The organism is Gilliamella sp. wkB72 (assembly GCF_001693745.1).
GTDB lineage: Bacteria > Pseudomonadota > Gammaproteobacteria > Enterobacterales > Orbaceae > Gilliamella > Gilliamella apicola_E.
Genome location: NZ_LZEI01000009.1, coordinates 15439 through 36627, shown reverse-complemented (window position 1 = coordinate 36627; position 21189 = coordinate 15439). Strand labels below are relative to the sequence as shown.

The 21189-nt window shown below is 34.7% G+C and carries 16 protein-coding genes and 4 tRNA genes; 12 read left to right on the top strand and 8 right to left on the bottom strand.

All coding sequences use genetic code 11. From position 1 onward, the window contains the following. Positions 1–2: 2 nt before the first annotated feature. The gene (gene manD, locus A9G07_RS04635; RefSeq protein WP_065734225.1) at positions 3–1217 is read right to left on the bottom strand and encodes a D-mannonate dehydratase ManD; all 1215 of its coding nucleotides are present in this window, start codon (positions 1215–1217) and stop codon (positions 3–5) included. Between the two features lie 433 nt (positions 1218–1650). On the opposite strand from manD, the gene A9G07_RS04630 reads away from it, so the two are divergent. Both A9G07_RS04630 and pabB read left to right on the top strand, forming a co-directional pair. Beyond that, entirely contained in the window at positions 1651–2217 is a 567-nt protein-coding gene (locus A9G07_RS04630) for an anthranilate synthase component II (protein WP_065734224.1), read from the top strand. Between the two features lie 2 nt (positions 2218–2219). Beyond that, entirely contained in the window at positions 2220–3953 is a 1734-nt protein-coding gene (gene pabB, locus A9G07_RS04625; RefSeq protein WP_065734223.1) for an aminodeoxychorismate synthase component I, read from the top strand. Positions 3954–4014: 61 nt separating this feature from the next. On the opposite strand, the gene A9G07_RS04620 is transcribed toward pabB, so the two are convergent. Genes A9G07_RS04620 through A9G07_RS04610 form a run of 3 tightly spaced genes read right to left on the bottom strand, consistent with a single transcriptional unit; the run spans position 4015 to position 7484 of the window. Continuing rightward, a complete protein-coding gene (locus tag A9G07_RS04620; protein WP_065734222.1) occupies positions 4015–4593 on the bottom strand; it encodes a PqiC family protein in 579 nt (192 codons plus the stop codon). Next, positions 4593–6230 (bottom strand): intermembrane transport protein PqiB, encoded by a 1638-nt coding sequence (gene pqiB / locus A9G07_RS04615; protein ID WP_065734221.1) that lies wholly within the window; start codon positions 6228–6230, stop codon positions 4593–4595. The genes A9G07_RS04620 and pqiB overlap by 1 nt, the downstream gene beginning before the upstream one ends. Positions 6231–6245: 15 nt before the next feature. Next, positions 6246–7484 carry a PqiA/YebS family transporter subunit gene (locus A9G07_RS04610; RefSeq protein WP_065734220.1) on the bottom strand — a complete coding sequence of 413 codons (1239 nt, stop codon included), beginning with the start codon at positions 7482–7484 and terminating at the stop codon, positions 6246–6248. 419 nt (positions 7485–7903) lie between these two features. Here A9G07_RS04610 and recA point away from each other — a divergent pair, with 419 nt between their 5' ends. The 8 genes from recA (at position 7904) to A9G07_RS04570 (ending at position 13119) form a co-directional block, all read left to right on the top strand. Continuing rightward, positions 7904–8950, top strand: coding sequence for a recombinase RecA (recA, locus tag A9G07_RS04605; protein WP_065562294.1), 1047 nt, complete (start codon positions 7904–7906; stop codon positions 8948–8950). Continuing rightward, positions 8950–9450: a regulatory protein RecX gene (locus A9G07_RS04600; RefSeq protein WP_065734219.1), complete on the top strand. Its 501-nt coding sequence runs from the start codon at positions 8950–8952 to the stop codon at positions 9448–9450. The genes recA and A9G07_RS04600 overlap by 1 nt, the downstream gene beginning before the upstream one ends. 196 nt (positions 9451–9646) lie before the next feature. Continuing rightward, positions 9647–12280 (top strand): alanine--tRNA ligase, encoded by a 2634-nt coding sequence (alaS, locus tag A9G07_RS04595; RefSeq protein ID WP_065734218.1) that lies wholly within the window; start codon positions 9647–9649, stop codon positions 12278–12280. 139 nt (positions 12281–12419) lie between these two features. Continuing rightward, positions 12420–12620: a carbon storage regulator CsrA gene (gene csrA / locus A9G07_RS04590; RefSeq protein WP_065562297.1), complete on the top strand. Its 201-nt coding sequence runs from the start codon at positions 12420–12422 to the stop codon at positions 12618–12620. A 123-nt stretch (positions 12621–12743) separates the two neighbouring features. After that, positions 12744–12836: transfer RNA gene (locus tag A9G07_RS04585), tRNA-Ser, on the top strand. Between the two features lie 18 nt (positions 12837–12854). Further along, positions 12855–12931 (top strand) — tRNA-Arg (locus tag A9G07_RS04580). Positions 12932–12947: 16 nt separating this feature from the next. After that, positions 12948–13024 (top strand) — tRNA-Arg (locus A9G07_RS04575). 18 nt (positions 13025–13042) lie between these two features. After that, positions 13043–13119 (top strand) — tRNA-Arg (locus A9G07_RS04570). A gap of 504 nt (positions 13120–13623) precedes the next feature. Here the strand turns inward: A9G07_RS04570 and A9G07_RS04565 are convergent. Continuing rightward, positions 13624–13896 (bottom strand): DUF4190 domain-containing protein, encoded by a 273-nt coding sequence (locus A9G07_RS04565; RefSeq protein ID WP_065734217.1) that lies wholly within the window; start codon positions 13894–13896, stop codon positions 13624–13626. A 600-nt stretch (positions 13897–14496) separates the two neighbouring features. Between A9G07_RS04565 and serS the strand changes: the two genes are divergently transcribed. Both serS and rarD read left to right on the top strand, forming a co-directional pair. Next, on the top strand, positions 14497–15789 hold the full coding sequence (serS, locus tag A9G07_RS04560) for a serine--tRNA ligase (protein ID WP_065734216.1): 1293 nt from the start codon (positions 14497–14499) through the stop codon (positions 15787–15789). Positions 15790–15863: 74 nt separating this feature from the next. Next, positions 15864–16760 carry an EamA family transporter RarD gene (rarD, locus tag A9G07_RS04555; protein WP_065734215.1) on the top strand — a complete coding sequence of 299 codons (897 nt, stop codon included), beginning with the start codon at positions 15864–15866 and terminating at the stop codon, positions 16758–16760. A 53-nt stretch (positions 16761–16813) separates the two neighbouring features. On the opposite strand, the gene pflA is transcribed toward rarD, so the two are convergent. From pflA to focA, 3 genes are all read right to left on the bottom strand, one after another. Further along, positions 16814–17572, bottom strand: a complete 759-nt coding sequence (gene pflA / locus A9G07_RS04550; protein ID WP_065734396.1) for a pyruvate formate lyase 1-activating protein — start codon at positions 17570–17572, stop codon at positions 16814–16816. Between the two features lie 261 nt (positions 17573–17833). Next, positions 17834–20116 carry a formate C-acetyltransferase gene (gene pflB, locus A9G07_RS04545; protein ID WP_065734214.1) on the bottom strand — a complete coding sequence of 761 codons (2283 nt, stop codon included), beginning with the start codon at positions 20114–20116 and terminating at the stop codon, positions 17834–17836. Positions 20117–20180: 64 nt separating this feature from the next. Beyond that, positions 20181–21029, bottom strand: coding sequence for a formate transporter FocA (gene focA / locus A9G07_RS04540; RefSeq protein WP_218058385.1), 849 nt, complete (start codon positions 21027–21029; stop codon positions 20181–20183). Between the last annotated feature and the right edge of the window lie 160 nt (positions 21030–21189).

Below are 21189 nucleotides of genomic sequence, written 5' to 3'. Positions count from 1 at the left end.
ACTTACCAATTCCACAACGTGCCATCTTCTAAACGAGCAATTGGCAAATAAGCGGGGTTGTATGGATATTTTGCTGCTAGTTTTTCATCAAAATCGATACCTAAACCTGGTTTGTCACTTGGGTGCATATAACCATCAGTAAAGGTCCAGTTTGGTGAGAAGACTTCTAGCATTTGCTCTGAGTAACCCATAAATTCTTGAACACCAAAGTTAGGTACCCACATATCAAAATGAAGTGCAGCTGCATGACAGATTGGTGATAAATCTGATGGTCCATGAGAGCCTGTTCTAACTTGATAAAGCGACGCAAAATCAGCTATTCGACGCATATGAGTTATACCGCCTGCATGGGTTATTGTGGTTCGGATATAGTCAATAAGCTGTTCTTCAATTAACTGTTTACAGTCCCAAATACTGTTAAATACTTCACCTACGGCAATTGGTGTTACGGTGTGTTGGCGAATTAAACGGAAACATTCTTGATTTTCCGCTGGTGTTGGGTCTTCCATCCAAAATAGGCGATAGTCTTCAACACTTTTACCAAATCGAGCAGCTTCAATCGGTGTTAAACGATGGTGCATGTCATGCAATAAATGTTCGTTAAAACCAAATTTATTTCTCACTGCCTCAAATAATTTTGGTGTGAAATCAAGATATTTATCGGTAGCCCAAAACTGTTCTTCAGGATAGTTACCTCGTGTTGCTGGTTCGTAAGCTAAGTTTTTACCTTTACTTTGACCGTAGGTGGTTTTCATTCCTGGTATGCCACACTGCACTCGAATAGCCTTAAAGCCCATTTCTTTATGTTTAGCATAATCATCTAACGCTTCTTCAATATCTTTACCTGTGGTATGGCAATACACCATTACACCGGTGCGAGAAGCTCCACCTAATAATTGATAAAGTGGCATATTGGCAACTTTACCTTTGATATCCCATAACGCCATATCTATGGCTGATATTGCTGACATCGTCACAGGTCCACGACGCCAATAGGCACCTTTATAGAAATATTGAAAAATATCTTCTATTTGACTGGCATCTCGACCTATTAATTGTGGGCAAAGATGATCTTTAAGATATGATGCGACGGAAAGCTCACGTCCATTGAGCGTCGCATCACCTACTCCATATACGCCACTATCTGTCGTTATTTTTAATGTGACAAAATTCCTTCCTGGACTACAAACAAAAACTTCTGCTTTTACAATTTTCATTAAATACCTCGAAAATAAATTGTGTAACTACAAATTAATCGATTAAATACTACCATACAAGTAGATTAGTATATTTTTGTGAGAGAGATCACATTACGAAGAAATATCTCAAAGAAAAAAGGAGCTTTTATAACTCGCTTCACAGAAGTTTAAATAAAAGATGGCATATGTAATGCATTGAAAGTTATTGAAAGAGGAACATCATTTATTTTATATATCATGCAATTTTATACATAATTTTGATCCCCTAAATTAAATTTTTGCTTAAACTACATTCAAAAACCCCGTTCCTCAAAATTTAAAAAAAAGTTGAGGAACGGGGTTTTTGAAAGCTTATATATAAACTGCTTTATGTGATATCCCTTTTTATAATAGAATCATCTGTCACATTTCGAACCTTCATTTTTTAAAATAATAAGTATTGGATATAATTTTGATTCTTCTGATTGATAACTACGATTCATTTACATTTAATATATATGATTACCTGTGCCGTGCTGGCGCGAAGGTTATGGTCATTAAAAATGATGAAAAATCTATTGATGAATTAAAACGATTGTCGTTTTCTAAAATGGTAATTTCCCCAGGGCCAGGTACGCCAGATAATGCTGGGATATCGTTGTCAGCAATTCAGGCTTTTGAGAATAAATGTCCAATACTTGGTATCTGTTTAGGCCATCAAGCGATTGCTCAATATTTTGGATTCTCGATTATTAAAGCACCTGTACCCATGCATGGAAAAATTGATGAGATCATTCATGATGAAAAGGGATTATTTTCTGGAATTAAAAATCCTCTGTCTGTTGTAAGATATCATTCGTTAATTGTACAAAATTCGTCAAATGAGTCACCTTTAACAATCACTGCTACTAATAAACAAGGGTTGATTATGGGGTTACGACATAAAACATTACCTATCGAATCTGTACAATTCCACCCTGAAGCGATCAAGACTGAATTTGGTTTAAAAATGATAAGCAATTTTGTTAGTGAGCAATAAGCATGAAAATTTATATCGATTTTGAGGGGCAACGTAAATATTTTTGTGATCCAATAAAGATTATAAAGTCATCTGATTATCACTCAATAAAAAAACATATTGATGAGATAGAAGAGTTTATACAACAAGGTTATTTTGCTTGCGGTTATCTTGCTTATGAAAGCGCCATGGGCTTTAATGAGTCAAATAAGACCAAAATAGTCACAAAGTCAGACCAGGATTTACCTTTACTTTTTTTTGGTATTTTTGAGAGCTATACAACAATAGCTCATACTGAATGCGCTTTACCCGAATATTTTGAATTGTCTTGTGATACAAATATTGACGAATATCAGCAGAAAATTAGTTATATTCGATCACAAATTGAATTAGGCAATACTTATCAAACCAACTATACCATTCAATTTAACGCTCCATTCAATGGTGATCCTTTAGATTATTATCATTTTCTACAAAAAAATAATCAGGCAAATTATTGTGCCTATATTGAATTTGAAAATTATCATATTTTATCTATCTCCCCTGAGCTATTTTTTAAATTAGAAGATAGAACCATTACAACTAAACCGATGAAAGGAACAGCAGCACGAGGTTTAAATTCTGACCAAGATAAACAACAAGTGGCGCTGTTGAAGTCAGAAAAAAATCTTGCTGAAAATATGATGATTGTTGATTTACTTCGTAATGATTTAAGCAAAATATCAGTGCCAGGTTCAGTAACCGTTCCACATTTATTTACAGCAGAAAAGTATCCGACTGTCTGGCAACTCACTTCAACTATTCAAGCAACCGTAAAACAAAATATAAGTTTGTATCAGCTATTTCAAGCGCTGTTCCCGTGTGGTTCAATTACTGGTGCGCCCAAATCAAGTACCATGCAAATCATTAGTGATATTGAAAACTCGGCTCGCGGTGTTTACTGTGGCACAATCGGTTATGTAGAACCTTTAATGAAAAAGGCAGTATTTAATATTCCAATACGAACTTTAACCATACATAATCAACAGTTGAATTATGGTGTTGGTGGTGGCATTACATGGGATTCAACTGCTGATGATGAATATCATGAGATTTTAGCTAAAACAGCTATCTTAAATCGAACGCTGACTATTCCTGAATATATTATTGAAACATTATTGCTTAAAGATGGCGAGTTGGTTTTGCTTGATATGCACTTAGATAGGTTGATAAATTCAACGAGTTATTTTGATTTTGAATGTGATATTCAAACAATCAAAAAAACATTGACTAATTTAGCTAAAACTCATTCATCAGAAAGATATAAAATTAGGCTTCTGCAACCTAAATATGGCCAAGCAAAAATAAGTCTCGATAAACTTACTCACTCAATGGTGATTGATAAGCTTGATTTTGCACCCAAATGTGTCGATAAGGAAAACGCTTTTCTCTATCATAAAACGACTAATCGACAACACTTTCCTGAATTAGCAGCTGGGCAAGAATATATCAATTATAATCAATATGATGAACTCACTGAGTTTGTTAATGGTAATATTGCGTTGTTGATTAATGAAAAGTGGGTAACACCAACTATTACTTCGGGTTTACTTGCGGGTACTATGCGACAGTATTATTTGGATAATCATCAATTAACCGAGCAAAAGATTGTCAAACAAGATATTTTGCAAGCCGAGAAAATAGCATTTATTAATAGTGTGCGAGGATGGGTTGAAATTAAAGACCAGATATTAGATAAATTAAAAGCACAGTTTTGATGATCTGAAATTAAGAGCAGAGAACATTCCGTCATCATATTGACGGAATGTTTAGTAAGTATTAATGTTTAATTGAATTTGCAAAGTCTAATTCTTCATTTTGCCAGCCTTCGGATAAGGCTTTTACCAAAGCATCATAACCATTTGTTACAAGTGGAACATGACGTTCAATAGCTTTAGTTACGATTTTACCTTTCTTATCTGTCACTACCCAGCGTCCTTTTATGATTGCATCGCCATTATAACCACCATGGAAACCATCAATAAAAAGTTTAACTGTAAGAGTTGGCGTGGTAATTGATTTAGTTGACACCAAATAATTAGGCAAAATTTGAGTTAAGTCTTGTGACAATCGATCGGCAAGTTGTTGAGACAGCGTCGATGCCCATAAATGATTAGTTGCTGTGACATATTTTATATCCTGTGTTTGCAGGACAATACCGGGTTTATTTAAGAAACTAGCTACCTCAATGGACTCAATCCAAATAAAATGATCTGTAGTTTGTGTCATTCTTGAGCCAGTCAAATTACTAGTTAATTGAAAATAACTTTTACTCGGTGCATTTGATGAACAACCAATTATAGTTCCTAATAATGTCACCAATATCGTAACTTTTAGCGTTCGAATTAATTTAACCATTATTTCTTACCTCTGGCTTTGGGTTCTTGGTCTTTTTTATTTGGCGCTGAGAAAATCAATGCATTACTTTTATTATTTAATGTGTTAAGTAAAGGAGTCAGCTCATCCATCATTAGTTGAATTTTCTGTAAACTTTCGATCATTTGCGTGTTAAGTTCAGATCCCGGTTGCAACCCTTTCATGGTCTCGTGTAATGAACGAATTGCCTTTTGTAAATCCTTCGGCATAGCTTGCATCTCTTTACTCGCCATAATTTGATTTAATGAATTCATTAGTTTTTCACTTGATTCTAATGATTTATTAAATTGTGTCATCGTGTTATTCAACGGTAAACTGTTAAAGTTGTCGAGTAATTGCAATATTTTTGCTTGAATTTGAGCAAATCCTGTTGATGTTGTTTCGATAGTATCGTAACCATATTGGTTAGCTAATTTTATATTGTATTTATTTTTTAAATCAGGATAAAAATCTAGATCAATATAAAGCGCACCAGTAAACATATTGGACGTTTTTAATGATGCTCTTAGTCCATTTTTTTGTTCATCTTTTATCAAAGCTGCTATATCGATCTTATCATCAACTAATTCTGATAGACGATCAGGCTCTATTCTGATTAATACTGGTACTTTTTGGTTGAGAATTGATCTTTCTTTTAACATTTCTGTGGTATAAAACGGTACTTTACTCACTGTACCCAATCTTATACCATGATATTCCACTGGCGCACCTTCGGTTAATCCCGATATGGAATCAGTAATCATAATTAGAAATTCTTTATATTCAGTGTACTGTGAATCTTGAATCGATTTTCTATCTTCATATAATTTATAGACATCATGTTGCTTCGCCGGTTCACCTAGTTTTGCGCCATCTGGTAAATCAAAGCTGATTCCACCAGACATTAGAACATCTAACGAAGGAACTTCAAGACTTGCTCCACGTGATGATAAAGATAAATTGATACCACCCTCTTTCCAAAAGCGTACATTTTCGGTAACTAATGCATCATAAGGTTTGGTTATAAAAACTTGATATTTCATTTTACGAGCATCGACATCAAATAAGGACGTTTCAACATTACCGACTTGATAACCACGGAACATCACTTTTGCACCACGAGGTACTACACCACTTTGGTCACTTTCTAAATTTAAGCGAATTCCTTTTATACTTGGATCAGATAACGGTGGTGTATCAGATAGAATAAATGGGTTATTTTTGAAACTATGCGTATCGTTGCCTGAGACCAGTTCAATATATACACCAGATAAAATAGTGCCAAGCCCTGTCACACCATCACGGCCAATTTCAGGTTTAACTACCCAAAAAATTGAGTCATTTTTTAACAATGGCTCCATATCATTATAAATTCGACCTTTTACGACGACTTTCTTGTAGTCATCAGATAATGTCACTTCATCAACTATACCAACGTCAACGCTACGATTTTTGATTACAGTCTTACCTGCAACAATGCCATTTGCATCATTGGCTAATAAGGTAAAAGATGTGCCTCTATCAGCAAAGTGGGCATAGATAATCCATAATCCAACAACGGCGGTTACTATGGGAATAATCCATATTGCAGAAATTGCTCGGATTTTAATTATTTTTGCTAATTTTCTTGAGGTTGCCATATTATTCCTATTATTCTATTTTCGATTTCGATCCCAAAGTAAGCGTGGATCAAATTTTTGGGATGCAATCATAGTAATGATGACGACGGTTGCGAAAAAAGTAACACCAATATCAGGATAAACTCCCATCATTTGTTGATTTCTAACTAAAGAACAAACTACAGAAACAACAAAGATATCTATCATTGACCATTTACCAATAAATTCTACCGCATTATATAATTTCTTCATTTTTAAGCAATTATGTTTATTTTTATCTTTCACGGCTAAAGCAAAATAACATAACCAGCTGAGTGAAATAATCTTTAAAATTGGAATAACCACACTTGCGGAAAAGATAACTAATGCCACTGGTACATCCCCTGACTGCCACATATAGATAACACCATCCATAATAGTTGAGGTCGACGCTGAGCCAAATACAACTGTGATCATAATTCCGAATAAATTAGCGGGAATATAAATTATTAATGAAGTTACCAATAATGCAATTGTCCATTGTATTTTATCTCGCCCTCTTACTTGGCTTTTTTGTTTACATCTTGGGCATTTGGCATACTCAACAGGGACGATTGCATGACAACATTGACACAATTTTATATTTTGAGAAATTCCCGTCTCACCAACTTCTAATGCTTTTATTGAAAAATCACTTCGATGAATTTCATTCCAGATTTTACCCGGAGTGAAGATAACTAATGCTTTAATATAAAAGAATACAAATAAACAAAATGCCCAAAACGTGCTAGTGACACCAATATTGCCATAACTCATTAATTTAACGAAACTAACTAATATGCCTGTTAAAAATATTTCAGGCATACACCAATGTTGGAATTTTTCATAAACAATAAGTAAATCTCTTTTCCGATATTTGGTTAAATTAATATTTGAACAAAGTAAGGCAATAATTGATAAATTGAGTAATGGAAAGACTAATACGAAAAAAATAAATAATGCTGAAATATAACTATATTTATCAATAAAAAGTATTCTTGGAATGTCCAGCACACTTACGCCATTGACATTACCAACTAAATTGATATCAATAAAAACAAAACCACAAGCAACAATGAGCATAATTAGAGAGCAAATTGCATACATTGCCGCTCTAAACTTCATATTGACATTGTTTTTAAATAATATTGTATTACATCGTGGACAAACAGCTTTGTGGCCAACTGCAACATCAGCTAATTCGATGACCAAATCACAATGAGAACACAATACATAGTCTTGACTATCAGTGGTCATTATTTTCCTTTATTTATATTTTAAGCTATAAAGATGTTTTTGATTAGCATAACATTTAGGTATAAAAATCTTCAATGATTATAATATGTTGAGGCAATTAATTTAATACATCAATAACGACTAAAATTTATTTCTATCATCATACCAAATGGTCTTTTTTTATGAAAGTATTACCTAATTAAATTACCTTAATTTGATTATTCTCATTTTTTAAAAGATCTATTTTTTAGTCACCTTTTTAAATAATTCAATATCTTTTTCAGCACTAGATCATAAACAAATTCTGCAAAAAATTAATAAATTTTGTGACCAATTTCACAGAGTTAACTAATTTATGAATGTTTATAAAAAAAACTTGATACTGTATAACAATACAGTATAATGTACCCCAATATCCTTACTTATTGGAATTTTATTATATGAATGAAAACAAACAACGTGCACTTTCTGCAGCATTAAGCCAAATCGAAAAACAATTTGGTAAAGGTTCAATAATGCGTTTAGGTGATACTCAGACACTAGACGTAGATGCGGTTTCAACAGGTTCTTTAGGGTTAGATATTGCATTAGGTATCGGCGGCTTGCCAATGGGAAGAATTGTTGAAATTTTTGGGCCGGAGTCATCAGGGAAAACAACATTAACATTATCTGTTATTGCTCAAGCACAAAAAGAAGGTAAAACCTGTGCATTTATCGATGCTGAACATGCTTTAGATCCTATCTATGCAGCTAAGTTAGGTGTTCAAGTCGATGATTTATTAGTTTCTCAACCTGATACAGGAGAGCAAGCTCTTGAAATTTGTGATGCATTAGTTCGTTCTGGTGCAGTTGATGTGATTATTGTGGACTCGGTTGCAGCATTAACACCAAAAGCAGAAATTGAAGGTGAAATGGGCGATTCTCACATGGGGTTACAAGCACGCTTAATGTCTCAAGCATTACGTAAATTAACCGCTAATATCAAAAATGCAAATTGTCTCGTCGTTTTCATTAACCAAATTCGTATGAAAATTGGTGTAATGTTTGGAAATCCAGAAACCACTACCGGTGGTAATGCCTTAAAATTCTATGCATCTGTTCGTTTAGATATCCGTCGTACTGGTGCGGTAAAAGAAGGCGAAGATGTTATTGGTAGTGATACGCGTGTAAAAGTAGTTAAAAATAAAGTAGCTGCACCGTTTAGACAAGCTGAATTCCAAATCCTTTATGGATGTGGTATCTCTAAAGAAGGTGAATTGATTGATTTAGGTGTTAAACATAAATTAGTCGATAAGGCTGGAGCTTGGTATAGCTACAACGGTGAGAAAGTAGGTCAAGGTAAAGCAAATTCAATTAAGTTTTTACAAGAACATCCTGAAATTGCCAAAGAACTTGAAACTAAATTACGCGATTTATTGTTAAACAGTCCTGCTGTTTTCTCTGCTGATGATGAAGACGTTTCGGCAGATGATGAAAGCTTTGAGTAATGGAAAAAAAACTCAATAAATTAATCTTAAATAAAGCTGTGCAATTACTTGCACAGCGTGATCACTCATCATGCGAACTTAGCCGAAAATTAACATTATTTTTTAGCAAAAAAATTACTTGCTCAAAAGATGATTATCCAGAACAACTAAATAAGTTAAAAACAGAAATAGAACATGTAATTGCACACTGTACTAATCAAGATTGGATGGATGATAAGCAGTATATTGAAAAGTATATCTTTATGCGTGCTCATAAAGGTTATGGAAAATATAAAATAAGCTTGGAATTAAAACAGCGAGGTTTGCCATCAGATCTTAGTAGAGAGCTATTACTTTTAGCTGATATTGATTGGTCAAAAATTGCATGTCATCAATTATTAAAAAAGTTCAAACTTATCGAACCAAAAAATAATCAACAAAAACAAAAAGTAATACAATTTTTAAAGGCACGAGGATTTACACAACTTGATATAAAAACTGCGTATAGTTTGTTGACTTAAATTATTATAGTCCCTACAATATTACTTAGATAATACCCATTACGTAAAAAGCTCTCAAGATCTTTTAATTTTATTCCTTATTACTTATTAATAGTAACTAGATCAATCGTTGTACTAAGAATATTTACTTTTCAACTTAAGTTGTAACGGGTATATTACTATGTCTAAAAATTTATCGTTTAATATGGAAGCATAAATGAAAAGCACTGCAGAAATTCGTCAAAGTTTTCTTGACTTTTTCCATAGCAAAGGACACGAAATCGTTGCAAGTAGTTCCCTTGTTCCACACAATGACCCAACACTTTTATTTACAAATGCGGGAATGAATCAGTTTAAAGATGTTTTTCTTGGTATTGATAAACGACCTTATACCAGAGCAACAACATCTCAACGTTGTGTACGAGCAGGCGGAAAACATAATGACCTTGACAACGTAGGTTATACTGCTAGGCATCATACTTTTTTTGAAATGCTTGGGAATTTCAGTTTTGGCGATTATTTTAAACGTGATGCGATTCATTTTGCTTGGGAACTACTAACCAGTGAAAAATGGTTTAATCTTCCAAAAGACAGATTGACTGTTACTGTTTATGCAACTGATGATGAAGCATTTGCTATTTGGGAAAATGAAATCGGTATTCCTAAAGAGCGTATCATCCGCATAGGCGATAATAAAGGTGCACCATATGCATCCGATAACTTTTGGCAAATGGGTGATACAGGACCTTGTGGGCCTTGTACAGAAATTTTTTATGATCATGGTGATCATATATGGGGTGGACCACCTGGAAGTGCAGAAGAAGATGGTGACAGATTTATTGAAATTTGGAATCTCGTCTTTATGCAATTTAACCGCCTTGCTGACGGTACTATGGAACCTTTGCCTAAACCATCAGTTGATACTGGTATGGGGCTTGAACGAATAGCAGCTGTGTTACAACATGTCAATTCAAATTATGATATTGATCTGTTTAAAACATTAATAAAAGCTGCAGCTGAAATCATTCAAGTTAAAGATTTAGAAAGTAAATCATTAAGAGTAATTGCAGATCATATACGTTCTTGCGCCTTTTTAGTTTCTGATGGAGTCCTACCTTCAAATGAAGGGCGTGGTTATGTATTACGTCGAATTATTCGCCGAGCAGTACGCCATGGACATATGTTAGGTGCTAAAGATATTTTCTTCTATAAGCTAGTTAAACCATTAATTGACGTAATGGGAAGTGCTGCTAATGAATTAGCAACTAATCAAAAGATAGTTGAAAATACACTTAAAACTGAAGAAGAGCAGTTCTTAAAAACATTAGAACGGGGTTTATTCTTACTAGACCAAGAGTTAGGTAAGATTACTAACAATGTATTACCTGGCGATATTGCTTTTAAACTCTATGATACTTATGGTTTTCCATTAGATTTAACCGCTGACGTTTGTCGCGAGAAGAATATCACTATTGATGAAAATGGCTTTAATCAATGCATGGAAGAACAACGTAAACGAGCTCGTGAATCTAGTTCATTCAGCGTTGATTATAGCAATATGATTAAGCTTGATGATAAGACAGAGTTTTTAGGTTATCAATCTAGCGAAGCTTCAGGAAAAGTGATTGCAATCTTCCAAAATGGAAACAAAGTTGAAACAATAAATGCCGGTGATCAAGCTGTTGTCATATTAGATAAAACACCATTTTATGGTGAATCTGGTGGTCAAGTTGGCGATAAAGGTGTATTAACCGCTGCCGATTTAGTATTTAACGTTTCAGACAGCCAGAAATATGGTAAAAGCATTGGTCATATAGGTAAGGTCACCAAAGGATCATTGAAAGTTGGTGATATAGTAACAGCTGCAATCGATGTAGAGATACGTGAACGCATTCGTCGTAATCATTCTGCAACACATTTATTACAAGCCGCATTACAACGTATTTTAGGAAGTCATGTACATCAAAAAGGATCATTAGTTAACGATAGCTATCTTCGGTTTGATTTTTCACATAATCAACCGATTACATCAGAACAAATTGAAGAAATTGAAAATTTAGTTAATCAACAAATTCGACGTAATTTACCAGTAGACATAGAACTCATGCCTATTGATCAGGCTAAAAATAAAGGTGCTATGGCGCTATTTGGTGAAAAATACGAAGATATTGTAAGAGTATTAACTATGGGAGATTTCTCCATTGAGCTTTGCGGTGGAACACATGTTGATAGAACTGGAGATATAGGACTATTTAAAATTATTTCAGAGTCAAGTATTGCATCAGGAGTACGTCGTATTGAAGCTACTTCAGGTCAAAATGCGATGGAATATATACACCATGAATCCAATTTGCTAAATCAAATTGGACAATTGGTTAAAAGTGATAAATCTGCTGTTTTATCACGAATTGAGCAACTGCTCGATCAAACCAAAACACTTGAAAAAGCAATAGAGCAGTTAAAAGCCCAACAAGCTAGCCAACAAAGTGGGCAATTGCTTAATCAATGTGTGGAAATCAATAATAAAAACTTACTAATTGCTAAGGTTGATAACGTCGAGGCAAAAATGTTACGTACCATGATTGATGATCTCAAAAATCAATTAAAAACTGGCGTAATTATTTTAGCTGCTGTCAATGATGGCAAAATCAATTTAGCTGCTGGTGTAACCAATGATTTATTAAACATTGTTAAAGCTGGCGAATTAGTTTCTCAATTAGCATTAAAAGTAGGTGGTAAAGGCGGTGGGCGGCCTGATTTCGCCCAAGCAGGTGGAATGGATCTTTCGGCGTTACCAGAAGCGTTATCTTCTGTAAAAAAGGAAATCAGTAATAAATTACAAGCAAGTTAGCCGGAAGTACTCCAGTGTTGTTAATTAGACATTAGTGTATTTCTGTAAAATTACGTCTTTCTATCTCTTCGATAGTAGGCTGACGAAGCTATATCTTAAAATTGTTTGGATATATACTTAACTGATATTAGGAGATCTAATGTTAATTTTAACTAGGAGAGTAGGTGAAACACTTATCATTGGTGACGATGTTGTTATTACCGTCTTGGGCGTGAAAGGTAATCAGGTCAGAGTCGGTATTAACGCACCTAAAGAAGTTTCTATTCATAGAGAAGAAATCTACAACCGTATTCATCAATCACAAGACAAAGTTGATGAATTAGTTCAACCCAAAGAGTAATATTGGGTACTAAATAAACAACCAGCACGTGTTCGCAAAAAAATGTTTGACTTATTTTTTGTAGAACGTAATATGTGCGCCACACATTATGATTTTGTTGTTCAAGCAGAGTCATAATGTTTTGGTGAGATGGCCGAGAGGCTGAAGGCGCTCCCCTGCTAAGGGAGTATGCGGTCAAAAGCTGCATCGAGGGTTCGAATCCCTCTCTCACCGCCATTTTAAAAATTAAAATATGCATCCGTAGCTCAGCTGGATAGAGTACCCGGCTACGAACCGGGCGGTCAGGGGTTCGAATCCCTTCGGATGCACCATTTTAAAATCTAATACGCATCCGTAGCTCAGCTGGATAGAGTACCCGGCTACGAACCGGGCGGTCAGGGGTTCGAATCCCTTCGGATGCACCATTTTTTACGAACTTACAAGCATCCGTAGCTCAGCTGGATAGAGCACTCGGCTTCGAACCGAGCGGTCAGGGGTTCGAATCCCTTCGGGTGCGCCATTTAAGCATCCTAAAAACCTTCTTCGATTTATAATGCCAATTAAACGTTATATTGAATATCATAAAAGGTTATACTCATTAACAATGTTAATTACTTTTTAGCTTATTAGGACTACAAACTATTTTAAAAACGTTGAATGCTATAAATCACTATACAAAGCTTTTTCTGTTTTCCCTTAAATATTACCCTACCCGCTCTTAAAAAGCTTCGTACAAGCTTAAATTTTAAATTGGCAATAATAAAATTAAAGTACATCGACTTAGAAAAATAAAGTTATAAAAAGAACATCAAGGACAACCGAAAAATAATTACTTAAAAGCTTTGTTTATACTTTCAATGATGAAATTAAAGAATTAAATATTAAGAAGCCTATATTGAATGTTTGATATGTAATGCAATGCGTTTATTGCAGAAACAATTGGGTATTTATTAGAACACAATCTTTTATTCATAATAAGCTGACAGCTTTTAATTCACCATAACATTATTCTTTATTTATGAGATTAATGGTTAGCTGATAATAATATACTGCCAATTACGAAAAAGAATAAAAACCATAATACAAGGGTAATGATTCCACAAACGATTCCTGCTGTTGCAAAACCAGAACCACTTTTGTTATTAGTTTTTATATCACTTTTAGCAACTGCACTTAATACTATAGCTACAATAGCTAATACAATGCTTATAAGGCCTATTGGGATTAGTGATATAATTCCGCAAACCATCCCTGCTATAGCTAAACCACTTATTACTTTATATTGCTGTTGATCCACTTATTTTTTGCTCCGTAAAGATTTCGAAAAGTTAAACAAATTGTGATTAAGTATAATATTATCGGTTTAGCAGATCAATCTAAGACAGATTCCACTTTACCAATGGCAAATCATAATAATTTATTCCATTAAATATCTTAATAAGATTTATATCAGCAAAAATATACATATAATCTTAAATAAATGGTTTGTACGTTGATTTACAAATATGAAATACAGAAAAATAGACTTCAACTCAAAATACAGCATTGGTATTATAAAATTTACTAAAAAATGATTGTTAATAACTTGTATTTGTTTTTCCTTTTATGAATAATAGTTAAGTTAAAATATTCAACAGTATTAGCAAATAAAATAATAGATAAAATTTATATATGTATAAAATCAGCGTATATAAAAAATGATTATTTTTTATCCTATTGAACTACATTGGTTTATGGCTATCAGTTAGATTTCTTCGGGTTTACCACTTCGGTTGAAACCCGATATAATTCTAGTATACTAAGCTCACAAATTTCATATGTGTTATTCATCATATTTTTTGTTAACTCAAACAGAAAATTAAATAGATAACATTAATAAACGATAATGGACTTTTTTATGTTGGACCCAAATTTACTTCGAAACGAATTAGATCTTGTTGCTAGCAAATTAGCACGTCGTGGTTTTAAATTAGATGTTGAAACCATTCGACAATTAGAAGAAAAGCGCAAAATATTACAAGTTGAAACTGAAAATTTACAAGCACAGCGTAATGCCCGCTCTAAAGCTATTGGGGAAGCTAAAGCACGTGGTGAAGATATTTCAGTTGTACGAGAAGAAGTAAACCAATTAGGCGAAAAGCTTAACAGCGCTAAAGCAGAGCTTGATATCCTTTTAAACCAAATTAAAGATATTGCATCCAACATTCCAAATATTCCTGATGACTCTGTACCCGATGGTAAAGATGAAAGCGATAATGTTGAGGTATCTCGTTTTGGTACACCAAGGACTTTTGATTTTCCAATCCAAGACCATGTCGCTTTAGGTGAACGTTTTGGTGGCCTTGATTTTGCTGCTGGGGTAAAACTTACTGGTGCACGTTTTGTGGTGATGAAATCACAATTAGCCCGTTTACATCGAGCGATTACTCAATTTATGTTAGATCTGCATACTGAACAACATGGCTATGCTGAAATCTATGTTCCATATCTTGTTAATCATGCTACCTTATTTGGCACAGGTCAATTACCTAAATTTGCAGGTGATCTTTTCCATACTAAACCTCTCGATGAAGAAGCTGAAAGCAGTAACTATGCATTAATTCCAACGGCAGAAGTGCCGGTAACTAACTTAGTGCGTGATGAGATACTTGATGAAAGCCAGCTTCCGATGAAAATGACTGCTCATACACCTTGTTTCCGTTCTGAAGCAGGCTCTTATGGCAAAGATACCCGTGGCTTAATTCGTATGCATCAGTTTGATAAAGTCGAACTTGTGCAAATTGTTAAACCGGAAGAATCTATGAAAGCTTTAGAAGAGCTGACAGCACATGCGGAAAAGGTTTTACAGCTACTTGAATTGCCATACCGTAAAATCGTATTGTGTACCGGCGATATGGGCTTTGGTTCATGCAAAACTTACGATCTTGAAGTTTGGGTACCGGCTCAAAACACTTATCGAGAAATCTCGTCTTGTTCTAATATGTGGGATTTCCAAGCTCGCCGAATGCAAGCTCGATATCGTAATAAAGCGGATAACAAAACCTATTTAGTCCATACCTTAAATGGCTCAGGATTAGCTGTTGGACGCACATTAGTGGCAATCATGGAAAACTACCAACAGGCAGACGGAAGCATTAAAGTGCCTTCTGTTTTAGTGCCATATATGAATGGTGTTGAAGTAATCGGTTAACCATGTACTAAAAGTTTGCTTACTTCATTTTTAGCGCTATTAATTAGCGCTATTTTTTTATTAAAGGTGGAAAAATGATTAAAGGTGTTGTTCTTTCAATACTCGCATCATGCCTTTTTGGCTTACTTTACTACTATCCGGTTTTACTACAGCCTCTTCCTGTGGTTGACATCTTTTGCTGGCGTTTATTAACCTCGTTTCCAGCCATAGTGGTGTTAGTCTTTATAGAACACCAGTGGTCCGCAATTAGAGATTTATTTAAGCGCATTAGAGAGCAACCGATGATTTTAGTCGGATTGATCTTTTCCTCCCTATTGTTAACTATTCAGATGTTAATTTTCATTTGGGCACCGCTTAATGGGCATGGCTTATCGGCTTCTTTAGGTTATTTCTTATTACCATTAACCATGGTGATTTCAGGTCAAATTTTTTACAAGGAAAAACTCAGTTTTTTGCAAAAGATTGCCGTTTGTCTTGCTGCTATCGGCGTAGCCGTTGAAATCTATACCACAGGCGCATTTTCGTGGGAAACAGCAGTGGTTGCATTGGGTTACCCCATTTACTTTATTACACGTCGTAAATTGCAAATAGAGGGGATTTGTGGCACCTTTTCCGACTTCTTTTTTATATTTATTGGTTGCGTGATTTATTTCGCCTTTAATTACCCATTTAGCCAGATTGTGAGTGATATTACGCACTTTCACATTTTTATCCCAATGCTAGGGATCATTACTGCTATCGCCTTTGCTATGTACTTTTTAGCTAGACGACTATTACCTTTGGGATTATTTGGTTTGCTTGGATATGTTGAACCCGTTTTATTAACGCTTGTATCAGTTCTATTTTTACATGAATCGATCTCGGCACAACATATTATCTCTTACAGCTTTATTTGGTTGTCAGTATGTGTACTTGCGCTGGAGGGAACGATTTTTGTTTTGCGAGCAATAAAGCGTAAAAGAATTAGATAAAAAAGGATAGCAACTAAAAAGGTACCATAGCCGGTACCTTTTTTATTATCATGTTATTTACTAAATGTAACCGATTGACCATAACTTTCTATGATCTGTTGTATTCTGTCTAAGGTTTCTCGCGGTGGCGCCTCTACCCCTTCTAACTGATATTTATCTCCGAACGTATCCCATTTGTAAGCGCCCATTTTATGATAGGGTAATAACTCTACTCGCTCAATATTCTCCATACCTTGAATAAATTGCCCTAAAAGATGTGCGGAATTATCATCATCAGTCCACCCCGGTACAACCACATATCGTATCCAGGTTCTCTTATTAATTTTTTGTAGATATTTAGTAAACTCGAGCACACGCTTATTAGGTACGCCAACTAGTTTTTGATGTATTTCATCATTGATTTGTTTGAGATCTAACATGACTAAGTCTGTCACTTCCATAAGTGCTTCAACTGTGTGATCTAACTGTCTTGCATAACCATTGGTATCTAAGCATGTGTGAATACCTTCTTGATGACAAGCTTTGAACCATTCAGTAATAAACTCAGATTGTAGTGTCGCTTCACCGCCAGAAGCGGTTACGCCCCCGCCATTAGGCATAATAAAACTTTTGTAAGTAACGATCTCTTTCATCAGTTCATCAACAGTGACTTCACGGCCTGCTTTTAAATCCCAAGTATCTCGGTTGTGGCAGTACAAGCAACGCATCAAGCAACCCTGAAAAAAAACAATGAAACGTATACCTGGCCCATCTACGGTACCAAACGACTCATAAGAGTGGATGCGACCTTTGATTGGTTGCTTTGTTGTCATAATAATATTTTGTTCCATAAAAATTCTCTAGTGCTTGCTCATATTACTTTTTTATTGTTTAAGATATTTTAACTCATATGATACTTTCTTACACCAATTGTATTAATTGGATAATCGCTTATTAAATTAATGATGAGAATAACAGTTGAAAAACATTCTTTTTAAGAATATTGATATGGAATCAATAAATCTTAATCTTATTCTGATAAAAAAATAGCGCCTCAAGTAGGCGCCATTTTAAGTTAGTATCAGTTAACTAAATTACATTGATTGTGTGAAAGTACGTGTAATAACGTCTTTTTGTTGTTCTTTAGTTAGTGAGTTGAAACGTACTGCATATCCAGAAACACGAATAGTTAATTGTGGATATTTTTCAGGGTGTTCCATCGCATCTAATAATGTTTCACGATTTAATACGTTAACATTTAAATGTTGACCACCTTCAATAGTAGCTTCGTGATGGAAGTAACCATCCATTAAACCAGCTAAGTTACGTTTACGAACATCATCATCTTTACCTAATGCATTAGGAACGATTGAGAAAGTATATGAAATACCATCTTTCGCATAAGCAAATGGTAGTTTAGCAACAGATGTTAATGAAGCAACCGCACCTTTTTGGTCACGTCCGTGCATTGGGTTAGCACCTGGTCCAAATGGCGCACCAGCACGACGACCGTCTGGAGTGTTACCTGTTTTCTTACCATATACAACGTTTGAAGTAATGGTTAATACAGATTGTGTAGGAATCGCATTACGATAAGTTTTAAGTTTTTGAATTTTCTTCATGAAACGTTCAACTAAATCAACTGCAATATCATCTACACGTGGATCGTTGTTACCGAATTGTGGATATTCACCTTCGATTTCAAAGTCCACTGCTAAACCATCTTCATCACGAATAGTTTTTACTTTTGCATATTTGATAGCTGATAATGAGTCAGCAGCAACAGATAGACCTGCAATACCACATGCCATTGTACGAATAATGTCACGATCATGTAGTGCCATTAATGATGCTTCGTAGCTGTATTTGTCATGCATATAGTGAATTGCATTTAGTGCAGTTACGTATTGTTTTGCTAACCAATCCATAAAGTGATCTAAACGAGCAAATACTTTTTCAAAATCAAGGTATTCGTCAGTGATTGGATCTTCTTTTGGTCCAACTTGCATTTTAAGTTTTTCATCCACACCGCCATTGATTGCGTATAGAAGAGTTTTAGCAAGGTTGGCACGCGCACCGAAGAATTGCATTTGTTTACCAACGATCATCGGGCTTACACAACATGCGATTGCATAGTCATCGTTATTGAAGTCAGGACGCATTAAATCATCATTTTCATATTGTAATGATGAGGTATCAATAGATACTTTAGATGCGAACTCTTTGAATCCACTTGGTAACTGTTCTGACCAAAGAATAGTCATGTTAGGCTCAGGTGATGGACCCATTGTATATAGTGTGTTTAAGAAACGGAATGAAGTTTTAGTAACTAAAGTACGTCCGTCAACACCCATACCTGCGATTGATTCAGTTGCCCAAATTGGGTCACCAGAGAATAATTCATCATATTCAGGCGTACGTAAGAAACGAACCATACGTAATTTCATAACGAAATGGTCAACAATTTCTTGAGCGTCTTTTTCAGTAATTAAACCTGCTTCAAGGTCACGTTGGAAGTAAATATCAAAGAATGTAGAAGTACGACCAAGAGACATTGCCGCACCATTTTGAGATTTAACTGCAGCTAAGTAACCGAAATATGTCCATTGCACTGCTTCTTGAGCTGTTTTAGCTGGTCCAGAGATGTCGTAGCCATATTTAGCTGCCATTTCTTTGATTTGACCAAGAGCACGATGTTGTTCAGCGATTTCTTCACGACGTTGCATAGTCATTGCTAAATCAACACCATTTTCAAAATCAGCTTGTAATGAATTGAATTGAGCAAATTTATCTTGCATTAAGAAGTCGATACCGTAAAGTGCAACACGACGGTAATCACCAATGATACGACCACGGCCATAAGCATCAGGAAGACCAGTGATAACACCTGATTTACGACAACGAAGGATATCAGGAGTGTAAATATCGAAAACACCTTGGTTATGAGTTTTACGATACTCAGTAAAGATTTTTTTGACTAAAGGATCAAGAGTTCGGTTGTATGCTTTACATGAGTTCTCGATCATTTTGATACCACCAAACGGGATAATCGCACGTTTTAATGGTTTTTCAGTTTGTAAACCAACAATCTTCTCTAAATCTTTTTCGATATAACCTGCATCATGAGCAGTAATAGTAGAGATTACACTTGTATCAAAATCTACAGGAGCATGAGTAGCATTTTCAATTTTAATGCCTTCCATGACTTTATCCCATAATTTAGTTGTAGCATCTGTTGCGCCAGCTAAAAAAGATTCATCACCTTCATATGGTGTGTAATTTTTTTGAATGAAATCGCGAACATTGACATTACTTTGCCAATCACCCTCTTTAAATCCTTTCCAAGCCGTTGCTTGTACTTCGTTTAAATTACTCATAGTTATTAACCTCAGGTTTACAAAAATATCTATCTACTCTTACATAAGGGTAAATATTATAAAATCAATGTGGCTTACGAAGATGTAAAGCCCAATTAGGGATAGCGACTAACAAGCCTCCTAAAATATTCCCGATAGTAACAGGAATTAAATTATTTACAATAAAATGCTCAACGGTTAATGCCTTAAATGAATCAGGAGATATTCCAACAGTAGTCCAAAACTCAGGTGATGCAAAATTATTTATTACAATTCCCATAGGAATCATAAACATATTTGCAATACTATGTTCAAAACCACTTGCAACAAACATTGCTACAGGTAATACCATAATTAGCATTTTATCAAGTAGACTGCGACCAGCATAACTCATCCAAGCAGCTAAGCAAACCATTAAATTAGCTAATAAACCAAGAAATACAGCTTCGATGAAAGTATGATGTAATTTATGATCTGCGGTTTGTAATACATTCAATCCCCACAAACCATTGGCTACCATATATTGCCCAGAAAACCAAATAATTCCTACAAATAGTATAGCACCGATAAAGTTACCAATATAGACCAAAATCCAATTACGGAACATTTTTATCCAACTAATTTTATGTGTCATTTTAGGTAAAATGGTTAAAATAGTTGAAGTAAAAAGATCTGTTCCACAACATACAACAAGCATCAAACCTAACGAGAAGCAGATACCGCCAACTAATTTAGCCAAGCCAAAAGCAACGGTTGAAGTCCCTGTTGTAGCAGTAATATAGAAAACGAATGCGATAGAGATAAAAACACCAGCAAGGATAGCTGATACTATAGTACTAGTAGGGTTTTTATTTACTTTATAGTTGCCAAGTTCCTCGGCGATTTGGGTCATTTGCGCGGGAGAAAACGAGTCCACAAGCTTATCATTACTCAAGTTGACATCCTCAAAAAAACTATGCTTTTATGAGGCGCATAGTATACTACTAATTTAAGTCAGATCATCAATTTTTTAGTTAAAAAAAAACATTTTTTTTAACCAATTGTTTTTTTAGTTACTTTTCAATGTTTTTTTTCTGCACTTAAATAGTTAATAT